Below are 18,445 nucleotides of genomic sequence, written 5' to 3'. Positions count from 1 at the left end.
GGCCAATCATGTCGCTGCCTCGTCGCCTGGTCCCCCTGCTAGCCGCCATCACCGTCCCACTCGTCAGCACGCTCGCCGTCGGCCTGGCCGCCGTACCCGCGCACGCGGCCGCGACCACCTACACCGCGCTCGGCGACTCGTACGCCTCCGGCACCGGCACCCGGGAGTACTACCCGGACAGCGGCTCCTGCCAACGCTCCCGACACTCCTACCCGGTGCTCGACGCGGCCCGGCTCGGCGCCACGCTCAGCTTCCCGGCCTGCGCCGGAGCCACCACCTCCAGCGTGCTCAGCGGGCAGCTCGGCAGCCTCAACTCGGCCACCAACTACGTCACCGTGCAGGCCGGCGGCAACGACCTCGGCTGGTCGTCGGTGATCGTGCAGTGCGCGCTGCCCTGGCCCACCACCTGCTGGTCCCAGATCGACAGCGCGGAGAACATCATCCGGAACACCCTGCCGGGCCGGCTCGACCAGCTCTACTCCCGGATCCGCAGCCTCGCCCCGAACGCCCGGGTCGCGGTGGTCGGATATCCGCGCCTCTTCAACGGCGAGGAGTGCAACATCATCGCCCGGATCTCCCCCGGTGAGCAGGCCGAGCTCAACGCCGCGGCGGACCTGCTGGCGACCACCATCGCCGCCCGGGCCGCCGCGCACGGGTTCGCCTTCGTCGACGCCCGGGGGCCGTTCACCGGGCACGCGGTCTGCGACGACGTCGAGTGGCTGAACGGCACCTCCAACCCGCTCGGCGAGTCGTACCATCCGAACCGGGCCGGACACGTCGGGTACGCCGGCATCGTCGAGACCGCCCTCCGGGCCGCCGCCGCCCGCAGGTCCTGACCGGTACGCACCCGACCCACCCGGTACCCGCCCGGGCGCACCGCCGCCTCGCCGGGCTGCTCCGGACCGGTCGCCCGGCCGGAATCGGGACCGTGGGGTACGGCGGGGACCACTCGGCTCCCCGCCGTACCTCCGGATCACTCGCAGGTCCAGCGGACGGCGGCGGTGGCGGTGGCGTCCGGGCCGACCGAGACGAGCCCGCCGACCACCCGGCCGTCGTCGCTGACGCTCACCGCCGCCGGTCCCTCCCTGCCGGGTACCGCCCCATCCGGCGCCGGCAGCACCAGCGGCCGCTCGCCGGCCAGCACCGCCGGGGTCTCGACGCCGGCCGCGTCCCGGACGAACCCGGCCACCCAGCCGTACCGGTTGATCGCCACTCCCCGGGCCAGACCGGTCAGCGGGGTCGCCTCGCCGGTACGCACGTTCCACCGGGTCGGTACGGCCTTCTGCCCGGCGCCGGGCGGCGCGACCGACCAGCCGAGCACCCAGCCGCCCCGAATCGACAGGTTGGCGGTGCTGACACCGTGTCGCGGCGGGGGTGCCAGGGTGCGCGTCGTACCGTCCGGAGCCCACACCATCATCCGGACCGCCCAGCCGGCCCCGAACCTGAGAAAGCCGCCGACCAGGGTGCCGTCGTCGTCGATCCCGGTGGCGTAGGGCGACCCGGTGCCGTCCTCCGCCAGCCTGGTCGGGCTCTGCTCCGCGCCGGCCGCCCAGATTGCCGGGTGGCGCCCCGAGACGTCGGTGTAGCCGTCGGGAGGCCCGCCTCCCGGCGACGCGCCCGCACCGCTCGGCGTTCCTGCCGCACCGCCCGGGAGCTCCGGAGGGCCGCCCGTCGTGCCGGCCGGCTCGCCCTGATAGCCGGAGGTACGGATGCCGCCGAGCACGTCACCGCGTTCGTTGAGATCCATCACGTCGCCGAGATAGCCCCCGTTCGAGTCGGTCAGGTCGACGAACCGGCCGTACCGGTAGACCCAGGAGACCTGCACGGCCGTACCGTCCCGCACCGCTATGCCGTCACCCGCGACGACTCCCTGCGAGTTGACCAGCAGCCGGGCCGGATCGGTGGTCGGCGGTTCGAGCACCGTCATGGCGCCCCGGTCCCAGCGCAACGTCCAGGTACGCGCCGTCCGGGCGTCCCGGGCCACCCCGACCAGGTAGCGCCCGGTCGGGTCGCCGTCGAGTACCTGGCTCTCGGTGGCGCCGTCCGGCAGCGGCAGCCGGTGCGGCGTACACCTGGTCGGCGCCGGTGGCGGGGTCGCCGGTGCCGGACCGCTCGGGGTCGGGACGGGCTGAGCCACCTCCCCGGTGTCCGGCACCGGGACGGTGGGCTCGCGGTCGCGTACCGCCGCCAGTGCGACTGGAACCGCTACCAGGACGACGGCGGTCGTCGCGGCCAGGCCACCGCCGGCCAGCAGCCGGCGGTGCCGGACCCGGCGCCGGCCGGCCCGGAGCAGGCTCTCGATCTCCACGGTGGATGGCTGGTCCGGATCCCCGTCCAGCGGGCGCAACAGGTCACGGGCTGCGGCGGCGTCGAACTCGTCCATCTCATCTCCTATCCGTCGAGCGGGGAAAGCCTTCGGAGGTGGTGGGGGTAGAGGCCGCCGGCCGGGACCAACTCTGGGACGGCCAGGGTGTCGCCGCAGCCAGCGGCGGCGGCCCGGCCCGGGCGGTCGGATCGCGCGAGGTGAGCGGCGTCGCGCCCGGCCCCGACTGCTCGTCGAGCAGCCGTCGGAGCGTGGCCAGCCCGTGGAAGCTCTGGCTCTTCACCGTCCCGGCCGAGCACCGCAGGGTCTCGGCCACCTCGGTCACGGACATGTCGCAGAGGAACCGCAGCACCAGCACGGCACGCTGCCTCCGGGGCAGCCGGTCGAGCGCGGCCCGCAGCACGCTCCGCTCCTCGACGTCCGGCCCGTGCCCGGGGAGCGGCTCGGGCGGCGAGTCGGTGAGGCGTACCCGCCTCGACCACGGCCGCCGCTTCTCACCCTGGAAGAACCGGACCAGGGTGGTCCGGACGTACCCGTCGAGGTGGGTGACGGTCCGCACCCGGGGCCAGTGCACGTAGAGCGTGGTGAAGGTCTGCTGGACAAGATCGTCGGCCCGGTGCGCGTCACCGCAGAGCAGGTACGCCAACCGCCGCATCCTCGGCATCGCGGCGGTGACGAACTCGACGTACTCGTGCTCCCAGTCCGGCTGCATCCGGTCGACCCTCCCAGAGACGATTCCGGCACTGGGATGCTCGCCGGGCCGCGAATGGTTGTATCCGTGGTCGACAATTTCCGGCACGGTCAACGCCGCACGTCGTGCGGCCGGTCCCTCGCCCCGGCGTCGCTACTCGGTCATGCCGACCGGGTCGGAGCGGACGAACGCCATCGTCCAGCAGCCGTCGGCGTCCTGCTGGGGCCGCAACTCGTAGAGGTGGTCCACGCCGGGCAGGTCCGCAGGCCCGTCCGAGCTGCTGCTCAACACCCACCGTCGCGGCGGCCGGCCACCGGGCGCGGCCGGCAGGTCCCGGGCAGTGCCGTCGGCCGGACCGCCCGCGAAGCGTACGGTGACCCACTCCACGTTCTCATGTTACGAGCGCGATCGCCCGCGGATGCGCCGGAACGAGCAGCGGGTCGCGGTCCACCGCCGCTCCGGCCGGGTGGACCGCGTTCCCGGAGCGCTCACAGTCAGCCGCAGCCGCAGCCGGGTCCGATTCCGGAGAACATCCGGTTCCGGAGAACATCCGGTTCCGGAGAACATCCGGTTCCGACCGGAACTACCGCAGGTCCGATCGCCGGCTATCCCCGCCCGCCCGAGGTACCGCGCCCGGTCGCCGGCGGCTATCCCCCGCCCGCCCGGAGCACCTCGCCCAGCCGCCGACGGCGCCGGAATGCGAACTCGACCCGCAGCACCGCGACGACCGCCACCGGCAACGCGACGGCGAGCAGGCCGATCTCCCACCACGGCAGCACCAGCGCCGGGTCGGCAGCCTGCACGGTGAGCAGTCGCAGCGCGAGCGGACCGAGCGTCAGGCCCGCGAGCAGTGTGCCGAGCAGTGTGCCGCCCACCGCGGCGACGACCACCGGCGGCAGCAACTCACCCGCGGCGACCCGGCGGGCGTCCGTCGGCCGCAGGCCGAGCGTCCGCAGCCGGGTAAGGGTCTGCCACCGCTCCGGCGCACCGGCAGCCGCGCCGAGCGCGAGTCCGAGCAGCCCCATGGCCAGCAACATCGCAACCGAGGCGCGGCCCAGTCGCAGCATCCCCAAGGAGAGCGGCGCCGCGCGGCGCTGCGCCAACACGTCCTCGCGCACCACCACCTCAGCCGCGACGCTGGTGTCGGCGGCCGCCCGAGCCGCGCCGGGGCCGGCCACCCACACGGTGTTCGGAACGACCGGCACACCGGTGGCGGCAATCGCGGCGGCGTCGACGATGACCACGTCGTCCGCGTCGCCGACGGTGGGCGCCGCGCCGACCACGGCGAGCTGGACGGCCGGGCCGTCCTGCCGGCGGAGCTCCAGCCGCATGCCGGGCCGCAGCTCGCCGTCGCTGGAGCGCACCAGCGCCGGGACGGGGCCGGGGCCGGTCACTGCGAGCTTGTCGAGTTCCGGTCCGCCCGCCAACGGGGTCGCAGCCAGGAGCCGCGCGAGAGCAACGGCGTCCACGATCACCAGACGGGGCGCGACGAGCGTCGAATCGGCGGCGATCGAGGCGCTGTCGGTCACCTGCGCGGCCACCACCTGCCGCACCCCCTGCGCAGCGGCGATGCGCCGGGCGAGATCTGCCGTGGAGTCCTCGGCGGCCGGGCTGACGTCGACCCGGACGTCGGCGCCGACGGTACGCCACGCGCCCGCCGCGAGGCCCCGGACGGTGGTGGCCTGGAGCGTGAGCGCGAACGACGCCAGCGCGACCGAGGTCACCAGGACCAGCAGTGGAAGTACGCGTGCCGACGTCGCGGCCGCCCGCGCGGCGCCGAACACCGCCAGCGGGCGGCGGGAGCGCAGGGAGCGCCGCAGTGCAAGGCGGGTGCCGGCAGGCAGCAGCCGCAGCAGCACGAGCCCGCCGGTGAGCGCGCCAAGCGCGGGCGCGCTCGCCGGCAGTGTCAGGCCATCGTGCTGGCCGGACTCCGGACCGGCTGGCGCGCCGGAGAGGACGGCCGGAAGGATTCCGCGCTGGTGCAGCGCGACAAAGGCGGCCAGCGCGGCGGCCAGGACCGCGGTCTCCAGGGTGGCCCGGCGCAGTTGCCCGGTGCGGCGGACCCAGCGGCGGGCGGCCCGGTTGGCCGGGACGCGTCGGTCCCGGGTGGCCCGGGCGGCGGCGAGTGTGCCGAGAGCCGGGCCGGCAGCGGCTGCGGTGAGGACCACCGGGGCCGCCCAGCTCCAGGAGAGGCCCGGGGCGACCGCGCCGGCCAGCGCGAGCCCGGCCACGGCGGCCACCAGCGCCAGCACGCTGGATTCGAGCAGCAGTTCCGCAGCGAGGTCCGGCAGGGCGGCGCCGCGCTGCCGGGCGGCGGCCAGCGCCGAGGCGCGGCGCCGGACCAGCAGCTCGGCAGCGAGCGTCAGCACCAATACCGCGACGGCCAGGACACCGATGAGCAGTACGGACGCCTGCGCGGTCGCGGCGGCGATCTGGGTCCGGACGTCCCGTAGCACGGCGTCGAGCCGCGTCTCCCAGCGCAGGGAGCTGTCTCGGACCCCGGAGGAGCCGGAGGACGTTTTGAGGGCGACCACGGTCGCGGCGATGCTCCCCGCCGAGTCCTGGGTGAACGCCTCGGGGTCGGGGCTGAACCAGATGCTGCGCTCCAGCTCGTCGTCCTCGAAGGCGAGCCGGGCGTCGGGCAGGGAGTCGGCGGAGAGCAGCCCGGCGAGCCGGGTGCTGCCCACGCCGTCGACGCCGGGAACGGGTCGCAACAGCCACGGTGCGAGTCGCCAGGCCGGATCGCCGCTGTCCGCCGCCTCGAAGACACCGCTGACCTGGACGTACTTCTCGTTCTTGCGTTGGTCCACGAGCGGAATGCGGTCGCCGGGGCCCAGGCCGAGGGCTTCGGCGTCCGCCTTCGACAGGCCGACCTGCACCGGCCGGGGCGGTCCGCCGTACAGGACCTCGACCCGGCTGTCCGCCTCCGGGACCGCCGGCCGGGGGGCGCCGCCGGCGATCCAGATGACGTCCGGGCCCCCACCGGTCGCAGGATCGTTCCCGAGGTAGCTGAGCTGGAAGGTGCGCTGCACGCTGCCGTCAGTGATCTTGAGTATGCTGCTGGTGACGCTGGCGATGGACGGGCGCAGCGCGGCCGCCAGATCGGGTCCGAGTTCGTCCCGGGCCATCCCGTGCAGGTCGCCGACGGCCTCGGCGAGGTACGGGTCGCGGACGCGTCCGCCGCGCGGTCCGGCGTCCGGCTCCCAACGGGTATGCACCCGGACTGCGGCGTCGTCGCCGGCGCGGCGTACCGCCTGCTGGACGGCGTCGTCGGCGGTGGCCCGGATCAGTGGCGGCACGGCACCGGCGAACAGGACGACGGCCGCGACGACGACCGCGGTCAACAGCAGCGGCCCGGCATCGGCCCGAGGGCGGCTGCGGACGGTCGGCCAGTGCGGCGCGGGCAGCCAGTGCACGGCGTGTCGCCAGGACACAGCGGGTCGCCAGGACGCCGAGGGGCGCCGGAGCCGGATCACGAACTCACCCGCAGGTACGCGGCCTCGGCGCGCCGGGTCCGGACGGTGACCACAACCGCCACCGCGAGCACGCAACCGGCCAGCAGCAGGCCGAGCAGGGCCGCCTCGGCCGCCCACGGCCAGTACGGCACGACGGGCGGGACCGGCGCGGCACCGGCGTCGGACCGGACCAGCGGGGGCGCGACGACGAGCGTGGCGAGCCCGCCGACGGCCGCACCCGCGATCAGCAGCGGCAGCAGGAGGCCGGCGTACTGGCCGAACAGCACCGCGCGGACCTCGCGCCGGGTCATTCCCAGTCCGCGCAGCCGGGCCACCTCGACCGTGCGGGCCCGCAGGTCGACGAGTACGTGCAGGACGACACCGGCGACCAGCAGCAACGCGGCGGCGGGGACGAGCAGCCGAAGCGCGGCCGGCAGTCCGGCGCGCAACGGCCCGGCGCGCAGGCGCTCGGCCTCGGCGGCGCGGGTGGTGACCTGACCGACGTGCAGGGCCGCGGCGTGTACGGCGGCGTCCGTCCGGGTGGGGTGGCCGACCCACCAGCCGTCCACGGGATACTGGAGGTCGCCGGCGACCACCAGGGCACGGGAGACCGCGTCCAGGTCGGCCAGGATGGCGGCGGCACCGGGGGCGGACGGGACGTACGGCACCACGTCGGCGACGACGACGGAAACGGCCGAGGCGCCGACGCCGATGCTGAGCGGGGAGCCGCGGTGCACCCCGAGTTCGTCGAGGAGGCGGGCCGAGACGGCCACGGGTATCGGTCCGGGCGCGGGGAAGGCGGTCGCGACGAGGTCACGGGCGGCGATCTGAGCGCCGCTGAGCTGGACGGTCGTCGTCATTCTCAACTCGATGCCCGAGGCGGTGCCGGCGAGCGCGACGGCCGAATCCGTGAGCTGTTCGGGTGCGGGCGGGGCGGAGGTGGCCGTCCACGGCGGTGCGCCGTTCCGGGCCGACGCCCCGGGAACCATCAGCGTCACGGCGACGTGGCTGCGCTCGGGACCGGCCGGACCGGCGGACGGATCGGCCGCGATCGGCAGGGAGAGCGCGACCAGTTCCAGACCGTCGGCCGGCACGCACTCCGGTAGCCGGTGTACCGCGCCGTCGAGCGGGACGAGTTCGCCGGTGCAGGTCGTCCGCAGGCCCGTGGCGTCCTGGAACACCAGCCTGGGGGTCACCACGACCGGGGTCGAACCGGTCGCCGTACCGGTCAGGGCGAGGGCGGTACCGGCCGGGACGGCAACTCCGACGGCCCGGGACGGCGGCGCCAGTGCGGCGCCCACCTCCGCCCAGCTACGGTCGCCGTCCAGCCGCCCGCGCAGCAGCGTCCCGGCGCGGCCGGTGTCCACGGCCACCAGCCGGGGCGCGTCGCCGGCCGTGCCGAGCCACTGGCCGATGGCGACGCCCCGCTCGGCGGCCGGGCTCACCGCTCCCCCGGTCGCCCCGCTGACCGCCGCGCCCTGCCCGGCGACCGGCGGGGCCGTCAGCGCGATCGCCAGGTCGGTGCCGATCGAGAGGTCGGCCTGGTCGTACTGCGACCGTTCCCAGGTGGCGTCGAAGGCGACTGCGAAGGTGCCGGCTCCGCAGGCAAGGCCGATCAGCAGGCTGGCGGCGACCGCCTGGGGCCGGCGGGCGGCCTCGAACGCGGCAAGCGGAAGCGCCAGTCCCTGGGCACGGCGGGCCAGCCGCTCGGCAGCGTGCAACGCGGGCGGTATCAGGCGCAGGGCCAGCGCGGCGCCGGCGGCCAGCAGCAGCGTGGGCGCGACAACCCGGACGGCGTCGACCCGGCTGTCGGCGCCGGCGGCCTGGGCGTGCAGCTGCCAGAGCCCGACCGCGCCGAACGCCACGAGCAGGACGTCTGCGCCGGACCGGGCGAGCAGCCCGCGCGGGTCGCGTCGGCCGCCGGCCACGGCGACCGGCCGGGCGGCGAGGACCATGAGTACCGCTGCGAGCACCAGTACGCCGCCGACGATGACGAGCAGCTGCGGGGCGGTCACCCCCGGTGGCCCGGCGAGGCCGGCGCCCGCCAGCGGTGGTAGCCGGGTCAGGCCGGAATGCAGCAGGGACGAGGCGGGGACCGCGAGCGCGGCGGCGAGCAGCGCGAGCGTACCGCCCTCGACAGCCGACACGGCGGCGAGCTGGCCACGGCCGAAGCCCAGTGTCGACAGCAGGCCGGTCTCCTCGGCGCGTATTCCGGCAGCGAGCCGTCCGGCGAGGGCCAGGGCGGTCGCGGTCAGTACACCGCCGAGCAGGGCGACGGCGAGCACCGTGGCGGCGGTGACCCGCTGCTGTTCACGGGCGGCCAGCAGCGTCTGTGGCAGCCGCGAGGCGAGGTTCTCGATCCGCACCCGGTCGCCGAGGATCCCGGCCAGCCGGCGGTCGGCGCCGCGTACGGCCCCGGCGACGGTTTCCAGGTCGTGGCGGGCGGGACTGGAGAGGTCCGGTTGGGCGGTGATCTCCATCCGGTCGATGGTGTGGCCGCCGGAGAGCAGGTCGGCGAGATCGACGATGACCGGACCGTAGGCGTGCACCAACTGCGGTTGGCGCCCGTCGCTGAACGCGAGATCGTAGCCGGCCCCGCCGAGCGGGTCACGGTCCCACCCGGTGCCGGGCAGCGGGCGTACGACGCCGACCACGGTCACGTCGACCGCCGGGGCGGGCTCGTCGGTCAACTCCGCGCCGAGCCGGACGCGACTGCCGAGGCCGAGATCGAGCCGCCGCGCGGTGGGTTCGAGCAGCACGGCCTCCAGCGACGTGGCCCCACCGGCGGCCTGTGGCCAGCGTCCGTCGACCAGCGCGGCACGGGCCGGCAGGTCATCCATTGCCGACAGGTACGTCTCGGTCAGGACGTCGGTCCGTCCGGCCAGCTGCTCCGGCAGCGTGCGGAACGCGGACGACGCCCGCGTGGCCGTCGTCGCGGAGAACGGGGCGAGGGTCGAGGTCAACAGTTCGCGGGTATCGGCGGCCACCGAGCTGGCGTGGGTGCCCCGCACGGTGACGGTGTAGGCGGTGACGCCGACGTCGCCGGGAGCGGCCCGGGCCGCGGCGACCTCGAACGCCCGATCTGCGGTACCGGTCACCAGCAGGGCGCAGGTGCCGAGCAGGGTCGCGCCGAGCACGACGACCGCCAGCAGAGCCGCGAGCAGCGGCCACTGGGCGCGGGCACGGAGCCCGAGCAGCCTCAGCATCCGCCGCCCCGGGCCGTCACCGGGATGCCAGCCCGTCGGGCTCGTCGTCGAGCCGGCCGTCCTGGATCCGGATCACCCGGTCCGCCAGCGCCATCATCACCGGGTCGTGCGTGGAAACCAGTGCCGTGACACCCTCGGACTCCACCACGGCACGCAGCAACGACATCACCGACAGGCCCGTCTCGGCGTCCAGTTGCCCGGTCGGCTCGTCGGCGATCAGCAGCCGTGGTGACGCGGCCAGGGCCCGGGCGATCGCCACTCGCTGCTGCTGGCCGCCGGAGAGTTCGCCGGGACGCTGCTGGGCGTGGTCGGCCAGGCCCACCAGTTCCAGCAGCAGCTCGACCCGGCGCTCGCGCTCCGCCACCGGGGTACGGGCCAGGCGCAGCGGTGCGCCGACGTTCTCCGCGGCCGACAGCACCGGGATCAGTCCGAACGTCTGGAACACGTAGCCGACCGTCGCGCGTCGTAGCCGGGAGAGGCCGTCCTCGTCGAGGGTGGTCACCTCGGTGCCGTCGACGACGACGGTGCCGGAGTCCGGCCGGTCCAGCCCGCCGACGATGTTGAGCAGGGTGGTCTTGCCGGAGCCGGAGCGGCCGACCAGGGCGACCATCGTGCCGGCGTCGACGTCGAACGACACGTCCCGTAGCGCGTGTACGACCGTCGGCCCGACACCGAAGCTCCGCCGGACGCCGCGTACGGTGACCAGCGGGTCGGCGCTCATGCCGGCACTCCGCTGCGCTCCGTGCCGACATGAGACACATCGGCACTGAGTCCGATGATTCGCTCGCTGCGCTCGCTCATGCCGGCACTCCGCTGCGCTCCGTGCCGACATGAGACACATCGGCACTGAGTCCGATGATTCGCTCGCTGCGCTCGCTCATGCCGGCACTCCGCTGCGCTCCGTGCCGACATGAGACACATTGGCACTGAGTCCGATGATTCGCTCGCTGCGCTCGCTCATGCGGGCTCGGCGAGGTCGGGGCGGATCGCGACGTGGTCGGCCTCCAGGGCGAGCCGGACCCGCCTGGTCAACGCCAGCGCCTCGCGGTACTCGCGCGGCACCTGGACCCGCCCGGCACGATCCATCACGGCGTACTCCTCGGCGACCACCCGCACGTCGCCGTCGGCGCCGGTCGCCGCACGGCGCAACACCTCGCTGCTGGTACGCCCGTCGCGGATCGCCACTGTCCGCTCGACCTTGCCGCTGACCTCGGGATCGTGGGTCACGACGACGACGGTGACGCCGAGCTGCCGGTTGACGTCCCGCAGCGCCCCGAGAACCTCCGCCGAGGTGGCGGTGTCCAGCTCGCCGGTCGGCTCGTCGGCCAGCAGCACCCGGGGCTGGTTGGCGAGGGCGACCGCGACGGCGACCCGCATCTGCTGCCCGCCCGACATCTGCGCGGGACGCCGGTCGGCGCAGTCGGCGACACCGAGGGCGTCCAGCAGTTCGGCGGCGCGGGCGCGGCGGGTACTGGCCGGCGTGCGGGCCGCGGTCATCGGCAGGTCGACCATCTGCCGCGCGGTCAGGTAGGGCACGAGATTGCTCGTGCTCTGCTGCCGGACGAACCCGACGGTGTGCCGCCGGTAGCGGACGCGGTCGGCCCGGGACATCGCCAGCAGGTCCCACCGGTCGACGCGGGCCCGCCCGGCGGTGGGGGCGTCGATTCCGGCGAGGATGGAGAGCAGCGTCGACTTGCCCGACCCGGACGCCCCGACGACGGCGACCATCTCGCCGCTCTGTACGACGAGGTCCAGCCCCTGCAACGCCTGTACCTCGATCGACCCGGTCTGGTAGATCCGGACCAGGCTCTCGCAGACGATGAGCGCGTCCCGGCCGAACTCCGCCGCTCGCCGTGCCGGTGGTTGCGGGAGAGACAGCGGTGTGATGGCGACACCTCTCCTTCGGCCCGCGTCGCGCAGACTCTAGCCATGAAGATCTATGCGGTCAACAGCGCGGCGCTCAGGGCGACCTGCTGGCTGGCGGCCCGGACGGCGAGAGGCGGCAACGGTGCTGGGCCGGGAGACGATCTCCCGGCGCAGCACCGTTTGCGGTCAGTCGGTCAGCTGGTCAGCGTGCAGTCGTCGACGAGCAACGTGGGACCGCCCGGGGTCAGGTTGTGCGACAGGACACTGAGCGGCAGCAGGTTGTCGCTGGTCGTGGCGGTGTGGGTCAGGGCCACCTGATACCAGGTGTTCGGGTCGCCCAGTGCCACCCCCGCCGACTCGGTCGGCCCGGTGACCGACTGCCAGTCCGGGGTGTACTCCTGCACCCGGACCCGCGCGGTGACCGGGCTGGCCGACCGTACCCAACAGGACGCCGAGTAGGTCCGGCCGGCTACCGTGCGCGTTTGCGGGTTGGGGCTGGTGGCACCGGCGGTGACCGGGGGCGTACCGGTGGTGCCTATCTGGAGCGCCCGGGCGCCGCTGCGCGCGGTACCGACCGGGGTGAGCACGGTGGCCGGGCCGAAGGTGCCCCAGACCGGCGGGCTCGCCTCGAAGCCCGGGTCGGTCAGGTGGTTGGTCGGAGTCGGGGTGCCGACGGATCCGAACGGGATGCCGGTGGCGGCGGCGAACGCCGCGATCGTGGTGTACTGGGTGCAGGTGCTCGACGGGCACCAGTGGATGCTCTGGTTCCCCGACACGGTGTTCCCGGTCGCCCGCCCGATCATCTGGGCGGCGTTGACCTGTGCGGTACGGTTCGTCTCCATCAACCGGGTGGTCGCCGACGTCCCGTGCACGGTGTTCGAGGTGATTACGGTGTCGGTGGTGTTCCAGGTCAGCCCCAGACCGGCCGAGTACGAGTCGGTGGAGGGGGACCGCGCGTCGTCGTAGACGCCGAGCTGGGTCCGGTTGCCGGAGAACCGGTTGCCGGTTATCGACACGTGGTCGGAGCCGGACACCTTGATACCCCGCCCGTTGCCGTCGATCTGGTTGCCCGTGATCGTGGCACGGGCCGAGACCTCCCAGTAGATGCCGTTGTTGGCGTTGTTCACGACGGTGTTGCCGCTGATGGCTCCGTCGGTGCACCCCAGGTCGCACCAGTAGCCGGTGCCGTGGTTGTCGGCGAAGACGTTGTCCCGCACGGTCGGCCGGGCGGTGTGCGCCATCTTGAGCCCGGCCATGGTGCAGGCGTAGGTACAGGTCGACACCGCGAACCGGGCGGTGTTGTTGCGGCTGAACGTGTTGCCCGTCACCAGTACGTCGTGCGCCCGGTTGAAGTTCCCTCCCGCGCCGCCATTGTCGACCACCTGGTTGCCGGTGACCGTGATCCCGGTGTTGTAGATCCCGAGTGCCCGGCCCGCGCTGCGGGTGAGGACGTTGTTGTCGATCACCGCGTCCGGTGCGTTCACGATCAGCACCGCGAGTTGGTCCTCGTTCCAGTGTGGTGCGTACTCGGTGAAGGTGAGGCCGCGGATCACGCTGCCGGCCGCGCCCGGGTTGAGCAGCATGGCCCGCCACCGGACCGACGCCTCCACCACCGCGCCGGTGGGGTTGTCACCCACGTACAGCGCCTTGCTGGTCGGGTCGACGAAGAAGGTGCCCGGCACCACCTCGGCCCGCGATCCGACCTGGCGCAGCGGTGCGCCGTCCCGGAACACCTGGTCGGGTCTGCCCGCCAACGGGTACGCCGGATCGATGGCGTCCGCGTCGTAGCAGGTCTGGCAGAGCGGCGAGACCCAGGTGCTGGCCCGCCAGTCACCGCCGTCGGCCGTCCAGGCCGAGATCACGTCCGAGCCCTTGAGCCGCACACTCTCGTCCGGGTACGGCTGCACGGTGATCCGCTTGTTGACGCCGCCCATCCCCTCCCGGTAGACGCCACCGCGCATCACGATCGTCCCGCCGGCGGCCACCTTGGCGACCGCGGCGGTGAGCGTACGCAATGGTTGGCTCTCCGTGCCCGGGGCACTGTCGCTGCCGGCCGGCGACACGAAGAGCGCACCGGCCGGGACCGGATACGCCAGGGCCCGGGGTGCCCCCGTCGCGGCTTCGGGGATCGGGCTCACCCCGGCGTGCGCGGGGGCCGGCACGGCGACCGGGCCCAGCGTGGCCAGGCCCAGCGTGGCCAGGCCGGCGGCGGCGAGCAGGCGCTGCCTGGCCCGTCCTGGTGATCGCTCTCGTTGGGGCGCGGTGGTCGGGCATGTCAGGGATTGCACGGGGCGTCCTCTCGGGTGGCTTCCTCACGCGATTGCTGCCATTGGCACCAGTTCAGTACCACGGTTGGCGTCGCACGGGGCGGCCCGTGTGCGGATCCTGTGCGGCCCGGGAACAGGTGCCCACCCGGCCAGGGTGTACGCGAACGCGCTCCTCGCCGCGCTGGCCGGGTTCCTCGGTGCGCGCCGGGGCCGAGGATCGCCGACGTTTCGAGGTCCTGGCTGAATCGACCAGAGCAGGAAGGTGCCGATGGCCTCGCCGGTCTTGAGTTCCTCCGCCACGGTCCGGGACCCGTCCGCCGGTCAGATGACGGTCAGATGATCAAGGGCGGCTTCTCGATCTTCCGAGAAACCGCCCTTGACCTGCTACTTCGATGGTGGAGCTGAGGGGATTTGAACCCCTGACCCCCTCGATGCGAACGAGGTGCGCTACCGGTCTGCGCCACAGCCCCTTGACCGACCCACCAACAGGGCGGGCCGGCGCCAAGGCTAACAGGTCGGCCGGTCCGAGCGCGAACCAGCCCCGCCGACACGTCACCCGGCGCCGGTCACCGTCCGCCGGCCTCGTAGGGGCGCCCGCGCAGGCCACCGGCCCGCCGGTAGGAGACCGACCCCGCCGCCCGACCGCCCCCACTGGCCGCCGGTGGCAGGTCGGCCGTCCGGTTCATCCCCAGCGCCGCCCGGCGTACCGCTTCCCGCTGAGCCGCCAGGCGACGCTGCGCCTCCCGGCGGGCCTGCGCCCGGCGGGCCTGGGCGCGCCGGACCTCCGCCTGCCGGGCGGCCAGCCAGGCTGCCTCCCGGGCCTGCATCCGCCGCCGACGGCGGTCGGCGATGGCCCGGCTGCGCAGGTGTACGAGGTACGCGCACAGCAGCGCGCCGGTGGCCGCGAAGCCGATCCAGAAGCCGGGGCTGACCAGCACCACCCCGACCAGCTCGACGAAGTTGAGCAGCAGCAGGGCGGCGAATACCCGGCGCCGCCGGTAGACGGCCGGGGTGTGCCGGGCGGGCGGTGGCCGCCGCCGGACCGGTCCCGGGGTCCGGGGCACCGAACGCAGTCGACGGCTGCGCCGACCGTTCCCCGGCGGCCCGGAGACCGGGGTGCGGGGACCGGCGGCCGGCGAGACCGGTTCGGCGCCCGCAGCCTCAGGGGGCGGAACGCCGGCACGCAGGGTGATGATTCGAGTGCGGGGTGGGTTCACCGGCTGCCGGCCCGGGACACTCCGGCGCCGTCGGCGGCGCTGGAGCACCCGCGCCGTCGACTGCGCCCGCTCCGCGGCCAGCCGCTCCGTGGCGTCGTACCGGCGGACCAGTGCCGGCGCGAGGGCGAGCAGACCGGCTGCGGCGAGGACGGCGAGGAGCACCGAGGCCGGCACCCTCATCCCTCCCGTCACCCACCTCGGGGCAACCGACCGGACGAGCACCTCCCGCACCGCCGGGTACGTCCACGGCAGGCGCGGACCAGCTCCCGGAGCCGGCGCGGGTCCGTCCGACGTTGCCGCACGTCCCGATTACTTCAGGTTACGGGGACACACCAGGAATATCGTGCGGCGCGCCGGCCGACCAGCGACTAAGAAGATCAACAGGGGCAACGCCGCGGGGTCAGGAGGCGGCGGCGCGCAGCCGGTGCCAGCGGGCCAGCAGGCCGCCCTCCCGGATGACCTCCTCGCTGGTCATCGCGTACCCGATGTGGTCACGCCAGGCGCCGTCGATGTGCATGTATCGCGGGTGGTACGCCTCCTCGCGGAAGCCCAGCTTCTCCACCACCCGCCGGGACGGGCCGTTCTCCGGCCGGATGTTGACCTCGATCCGGTGCAGCCCACCGGGCCCGAACGCGTGGTCGACGGCGAGCGCCATCGCGGTCGGCATCACGCCGCGCCCGGCCACCCGGCCGTCCACCCAGTAGCCGGCGTACGCCGAGCAGAACGCCCGGCGCACGATGTTGCCCAGGTTGAGGTGCCCGACCAACCGCTCCCGACCACCCTCGACCAGGCAGACCGCGAATGGCATGCTCTCGCCGCGACGCGCCTGTTTGCGCTGGTCGCGATAGACCCAGCGGAACGCGGCCGGAGAGTTCATCTCGTCCCACCGCCCCGGCGGGGACGACTCCCAGGGTGCCAGCCAGGCTTGGTTGGCGCAGCGCACCTCGGACCAGGCCGCCGCGTCCGACCGCTGGTACGGGCGCAGCAACACCGCCCCGTCCCGGAGTACGACCGGCCAGCCCGGGGTCGTGGCAAGGTTCACGCCCGGTGTCCCGTCGGCAACCCGCGCCTCCTCATCGACGTCCCGACACCGTTCCGCACGCCGTTCCCGGCAGCCCGGTCACCGGCGCCGGTCCAGCAGCAGCACGTCCACCGTGGAGCCGGCCGCCGCGCTGGTCACCCGCTCGCCGAGCACCATCAGTCCGTTCGCCTCGGCCAGCCCGGAGAGCGTGTACGGCCCGCCGCGCAGCGGCTGCACCGTGTAGCCGCCGCCGCGCCGCTCGGCCACATGCGCCGGCCGGAACTCCCGCAGCCCGGACGGCGAGGAGACCGTCTCCAGCAGGTGTGCCCGCACGCTGGGCCGGAACACCGGCTCGGCCCCGGCCAGCAACTGGATCGCCGGCCTCGCCAGCACCTCGAAGCCGATCAATGCCGCGCCGGGCTCACCGGGTAGACACACCACCGGCACCTCCTCGGCTCCGACCGTACCGAATCCGAGGGCGCTTCCGGGATAGAGGGCGACCTCCATGAAGGTCACCGGGCTGGCCCGACCACCGTCCCGGCGGGACAGTACCCGGCGGATCATGTCACCCGGGCCGGCGCCGGTACCACCCGTCGTGATGATCAGGTCGGCCCGGAGTGTCTGGTCCTCCAGCAGCCCGCGCAGCCCTTCCGGGTCGTCGTCGCAGATGCCCACCCGGTACGCCAACGCGCCCACCTCGGCAGCCGCCGCCGTCAACGCGTGCGAGTTGATGTCCACCACCTGCCCCGGCTGGCTGGCCCGGCCGACGTCGACCAGCTCGTCACCGGTAGCCACGATCACCACCCGGGGACTGGGCCGGACCACCACGTGCCCGATGCCGGTCGCCGCGAAGACCGCGACCAGGGCCGGCGAGATGTACGAGCCGGAGCGGGCCAGCAGGGTACCGGCCGGCAGTTCCTCCCCGGCCCGGCGCAGCCCGTAGCCGCGCTTCGGAGTCCGGAAGATCTCCACCGCCGCCATGCCCTGGTCGGTCCACTCCACCGGCACCACCACGTCGGCGGCGATCGGCAGCGGCGAGCCGGCCGCCACCGAGAAGCAGGCTCCCGGGGTCAGCCGCACCGGCCGCCAACTCGCCGCGCCGAGGTCACCGACGACGTTCAGCCGCACCGGGCGGGGATCGCCGAGCCGGCTCGGGCCGTACCCGCCCGCCGTGCCACCGGTACGCCCCGCTCCCGAGATGTCCTCCCAGCGCGCCGCGTATCCGTCGATGGCCGCCTGGTCGAAGGCCGGATAGGCGTGCGGCGCGACGACGTCCTCGGCGAGCACGTTGCCGTACGCCTGGGTGAGGTCGAGGTCGAGCGGGGGAAGCGCCCGCAACCTGCGCAGCACGCTGCCCAGGTAGTCGGCGAGCGGCGTCAGCTCGTTGGCGGCCGCCTCGGCATCGGCCGTCGCTGTCACACCGTCACCTCGCAGGGGGGCGTCATGTGCGGCGGCCGGCGTCGGAGGCGACGAACTCGCCCAGCCACTGCCGGAACTCCGCACCGAGATCCTCGCGCTCGCAGGCCAGTTGCACCACGGTTTGCAGGTAGCCCAGCGGCATGCCGGTGTCGTAACGGGTGCCACGGTAGACGATCGCGTGCACCGGCATACCCTCCTTGAGCAGCAGACCCATCGCGTCGGTGAGCTGGATCTCCCCGCCACTGCCCTTTCCGGTACGCCCGATCGCCTCGAAGATCGCGCTGGGCAGCACGTACCGGCCGAGCACCGCCAGGTTGCTCGGCGCGTCCTCCGGCTTCGGCTTCTCCACCAGCCCGGTCACCTCCACCACCTCGCCGAGGTCGGCCAGGCTCCGGTCGGCCGGCGCCACCGAGGCGATGCCGTACCGCTTGGTCTCCTCCGGCGGCACCTCGAAGAAGGCCAGCACGATGCCGCCGGTCCGGGCCTGGAGATCCAGCATGGCCGGCAGCAGCGGCTCGGAGAGGTTCACGAACTCGTCGCCGAGCATGACCGCGAACGGCTGGTCACCGACGTGCGTCTCGGCGTACCCGACGGCGTGGCCCAGACCGAGCTGCTCCGGCTGGCGGCAGGTGTAGATCTGCGCCAGCTCTCCCGGCCGGCGCACCGCGGCCAGCAGTTCCGGGTCGCCCTTCTCCTCCAGCCGCGCCTCCAGGTCGGGCCGGCGGTCGAAGTGGTCGACCATCGCGGTCTTGCCCCGGCCGGTGATCAGCAGGACGTCGTCGATACCGGCCTGGGCAGCCTCCTCGACGATGTACTGCAACACCGGACGGTCGACGACCGGCAGCAGTTCCTTCGGCACCACCTTGGTGGCGGGAAGGAACCGGGTCGCCAGGCCGGCGGCCGGGATGACCGCCTTCACCGCCCGTCGTCCGGCCGTCGGCGTCGAGGAGTTGGCTGGGGTAGCTGCGTTCTCCGGCATG

The 18,445-nt window shown here is 74.1% G+C and carries 13 protein-coding genes and 1 tRNA gene; 1 reads left to right on the top strand and 13 read right to left on the bottom strand.

Going from position 1 to position 18,445, the window contains the following annotated elements; genetic code table 11:
• The first annotated feature begins 8 nt into the window (after positions 1 to 8).
• Positions 9 to 836, top strand: coding sequence for an SGNH/GDSL hydrolase family protein (locus ACSMXO_RS04015; protein ID WP_455416722.1), 828 nt, complete (start codon positions 9 to 11; stop codon positions 834 to 836).
• A gap of 137 nt (positions 837 to 973) precedes the next feature.
• On the opposite strand, the gene ACSMXO_RS04010 is transcribed toward ACSMXO_RS04015, so the two are convergent.
• The 13 genes from ACSMXO_RS04010 to ACSMXO_RS03950 all read right to left on the bottom strand — a co-directional run bounded on the left by ACSMXO_RS04010 (position 974) and on the right by ACSMXO_RS03950 (position 18,444).
• Positions 974 to 2,383 carry a hypothetical protein gene (locus ACSMXO_RS04010; protein WP_455416721.1) on the bottom strand — a complete coding sequence of 470 codons (1,410 nt, stop codon included), beginning with the start codon at positions 2,381 to 2,383 and terminating at the stop codon, positions 974 to 976.
• A gap of 1 nt (position 2,384) precedes the next feature.
• Positions 2,385 to 3,035 carry a SigE family RNA polymerase sigma factor gene (locus ACSMXO_RS04005; RefSeq protein WP_455416720.1) on the bottom strand — a complete coding sequence of 217 codons (651 nt, stop codon included), beginning with the start codon at positions 3,033 to 3,035 and terminating at the stop codon, positions 2,385 to 2,387.
• Positions 3,036 to 3,167: 132 nt separating this feature from the next.
• Positions 3,168 to 3,401 (bottom strand): hypothetical protein, encoded by a 234-nt coding sequence (locus ACSMXO_RS04000; protein WP_455416719.1) that lies wholly within the window; start codon positions 3,399 to 3,401, stop codon positions 3,168 to 3,170.
• 260 nt (positions 3,402 to 3,661) lie between these two features.
• The gene (locus ACSMXO_RS03995; protein ID WP_455416718.1) at positions 3,662 to 6,490 is read right to left on the bottom strand and encodes an FtsX-like permease family protein; all 2,829 of its coding nucleotides are present in this window, start codon (positions 6,488 to 6,490) and stop codon (positions 3,662 to 3,664) included.
• Complete coding sequence (locus tag ACSMXO_RS03990; RefSeq protein ID WP_455416717.1) at positions 6,487 to 9,675, bottom strand: FtsX-like permease family protein; 3,189 nt, start codon at positions 9,673 to 9,675, stop codon at positions 6,487 to 6,489. Before ACSMXO_RS03990 ends, ACSMXO_RS03995 begins: the two co-directional genes overlap by 4 nt.
• A 16-nt stretch (positions 9,676 to 9,691) precedes the next feature.
• A complete protein-coding gene (locus tag ACSMXO_RS03985) occupies positions 9,692 to 10,396 on the bottom strand; it encodes an ABC transporter ATP-binding protein (RefSeq protein WP_455416716.1) in 705 nt (234 codons plus the stop codon).
• A 236-nt stretch (positions 10,397 to 10,632) separates the two neighbouring features.
• A complete protein-coding gene (locus tag ACSMXO_RS03980) occupies positions 10,633 to 11,553 on the bottom strand; it encodes an ABC transporter ATP-binding protein (RefSeq protein WP_346259893.1) in 921 nt (306 codons plus the stop codon).
• Between the two features lie 182 nt (positions 11,554 to 11,735).
• Positions 11,736 to 13,829 (bottom strand): right-handed parallel beta-helix repeat-containing protein, encoded by a 2,094-nt coding sequence (locus ACSMXO_RS03975; protein ID WP_455416715.1) that lies wholly within the window; start codon positions 13,827 to 13,829, stop codon positions 11,736 to 11,738.
• A gap of 372 nt (positions 13,830 to 14,201) precedes the next feature.
• Positions 14,202 to 14,278: transfer RNA gene (locus tag ACSMXO_RS03970), tRNA-Ala, on the bottom strand.
• A gap of 96 nt (positions 14,279 to 14,374) precedes the next feature.
• On the bottom strand, positions 14,375 to 15,205 hold the full coding sequence (gene sepX, locus ACSMXO_RS03965; protein ID WP_346259825.1) for a divisome protein SepX/GlpR: 831 nt from the start codon (positions 15,203 to 15,205) through the stop codon (positions 14,375 to 14,377).
• Between the two features lie 220 nt (positions 15,206 to 15,425).
• A complete protein-coding gene (locus ACSMXO_RS03960) occupies positions 15,426 to 16,067 on the bottom strand; it encodes a GNAT family N-acetyltransferase (protein ID WP_346259826.1) in 642 nt (213 codons plus the stop codon).
• Between the two features lie 78 nt (positions 16,068 to 16,145).
• Complete coding sequence (locus ACSMXO_RS03955) at positions 16,146 to 17,465, bottom strand: molybdopterin molybdotransferase MoeA (protein ID WP_318400299.1); 1,320 nt, start codon at positions 17,463 to 17,465, stop codon at positions 16,146 to 16,148.
• A gap of 22 nt (positions 17,466 to 17,487) precedes the next feature.
• The gene (locus tag ACSMXO_RS03950; RefSeq protein WP_346259827.1) at positions 17,488 to 18,444 is read right to left on the bottom strand and encodes a UTP--glucose-1-phosphate uridylyltransferase; all 957 of its coding nucleotides are present in this window, start codon (positions 18,442 to 18,444) and stop codon (positions 17,488 to 17,490) included.
• Position 18,445: the final 1 nt, after the last annotated feature.

It is taken from the genome of Plantactinospora sp. DSM 117369 (genome assembly GCF_053764795.1).
This window is presented reverse-complemented; position numbering and strand designations above follow the sequence as displayed.